A 1,836-nucleotide genomic window follows, 5' to 3' on the forward strand; every position below is an offset into this window, starting at 1 on the left:
CGATGTGGTCAGAAAAGTTGTCATCCCGGCAGCGGGTCTTGGAACCAGGTTTCTTCCGATCACAAAAGCACAGCCAAAAGAGATGCTCCCGGTTGTAGACAAGCCGGTTATTCAGTATGTGGTTGAAGAGGCGGTTGCGTCAGGGATTGATGATATAATTATCATCACCGGGAGAAACAAACGGGCAATTGAGGATCATTTTGACCGGTGCATAGAACTTGAGGATAAATTATCATCTCATCCGGGATCTGGCTCACATACCTATATCGATATGAGCGAGATCCCGAATATCCATTACATCAGGCAGCGTGAGCCAAAAGGACTTGGTGATGCCATACTTCTTACTGAAAAACACTGTAATGACGAACCGTTTGTGGTCCTGCTCGGGAACACCATTACGATTGCACCTGACGGTGAACCGACCTGCACCCAACAGATGATTCAGGCATTTCGAAAATATCAAAAGTCAGTTATTGCTATTGAACCGGTCCCGGAATATAAAATTCCCGATTATGGAATTATTGATGGAACAGAGATAGAAAAGAATCATTATACAATTGAAAATATCATTGAGAAACCCGCTATTCAGGAAGCCCCGTCTAACCTTGGGGCAATCGGATGCTATCTCTTTACGCCGGAGATATTCACCCATCTTAAGCAGACAAAACCGGGAAAAGGTGGAGAGATACAACTGACAGATGCCATCCGGAAGTTATCAGGATCAATTGGTCTCATAACACACTGCAGACGATATGATATCGGTGATAAACTTGGATGGATGAAGGCATTTTTTGAACTGGCATTACAGCGGGACGAATTCAGGGATGATCTTAGGGCCATATTACGGGAAGATGTGTGTGACAGCTGAAGTTATATCACTCACTTATCTCCACAATACGTGCAATAAATGAGCCATTACCAAATCACCACTTTTATTGGTCCGGACACCAACTCTTGTACTGTGATATAATTGCATTTTAATATGGCTCTCATTCGCGAATATTGTATTGTCATTCTTCTGTATGCAATTCTGACTGCCGTGTTAACATATCCTATGATATTGCATGTGAGTGACACTATTGGAGGGGGAGATGAGGCATATACCTGTTGGAATATTGCGTGGACAACAACGCAGGTACTTAAAGACCCAACCCATCTCTTTCATGCGAATATCTTCTATCCGGCAAACGAATATTCACTGGCATTATCTGAACATCTCCTGGGGTGGACGATATTCTCCATACCCATCTATGCAATAACACAGGATCCGGTGTTTACTCATAATTTCGTGCGACTTCTGACCTTTGTCCTATGCGGTTTTGGGATGTATCTCCTCACATACCGGTATACTCACAACCGATATGCAGCATTTATAGCAGGTATTTTCTTTGCATTTTATGGATACCGGATGACAATACAGTTACACCTGTTGGCCATGCAATGGATACCTTTTATGCTGTTATTTCTTGATAAATATTTTTATTCATCGAGATATCGGGATATTGGAGCCGCTTCAGTTTTTTTTATCCTCTCTGCCTTGTCCAGTTGGTATGTTGGGATTTTTACAATCATTATCGGGACTTTGTTTTTTCTTGGATATGTGATCCTGAATTCAGATGTCAGAAAGCGATTGATGGCAAAAGAATCAATAATACAGATACTTATCTCACTATGCCTGATCATCATCGTTCTTACACCCTTCGCTCTCCCCTATTTTGCCGCAAGTACGCAGTATGATGCTGAACGGGATCTTGATGAACCGCTTCATTCGTCCTGGTCATTTGATATCATATTTATGCTCAACCAGTTTGGCATTCCCTTTTTTATTTTTGCTTT

2 protein-coding genes are annotated in these 1,836 nt (G+C 42.0%); both read left to right on the plus strand.

The window, feature by feature from the left end; translation table 11 throughout:
• On the plus strand, positions 1 to 868 hold an 868-nt coding region (gene galU, locus PLA23_RS13070; protein WP_324475480.1), incomplete at its 5' end, for a UTP--glucose-1-phosphate uridylyltransferase GalU.
• 114 nt (positions 869 to 982) lie between these two features.
• Positions 983 to 1,836 (plus strand): putative glycosyltransferase family protein (locus tag PLA23_RS13075; RefSeq protein ID WP_324475481.1); only part of this gene is annotated, 854 nt, incomplete at its 3' end.

The sequence above is a fragment of the Methanospirillum sp. genome (genome assembly GCF_035406105.1).
Lineage (GTDB): Archaea > Halobacteriota > Methanomicrobia > Methanomicrobiales > Methanospirillaceae > Methanospirillum.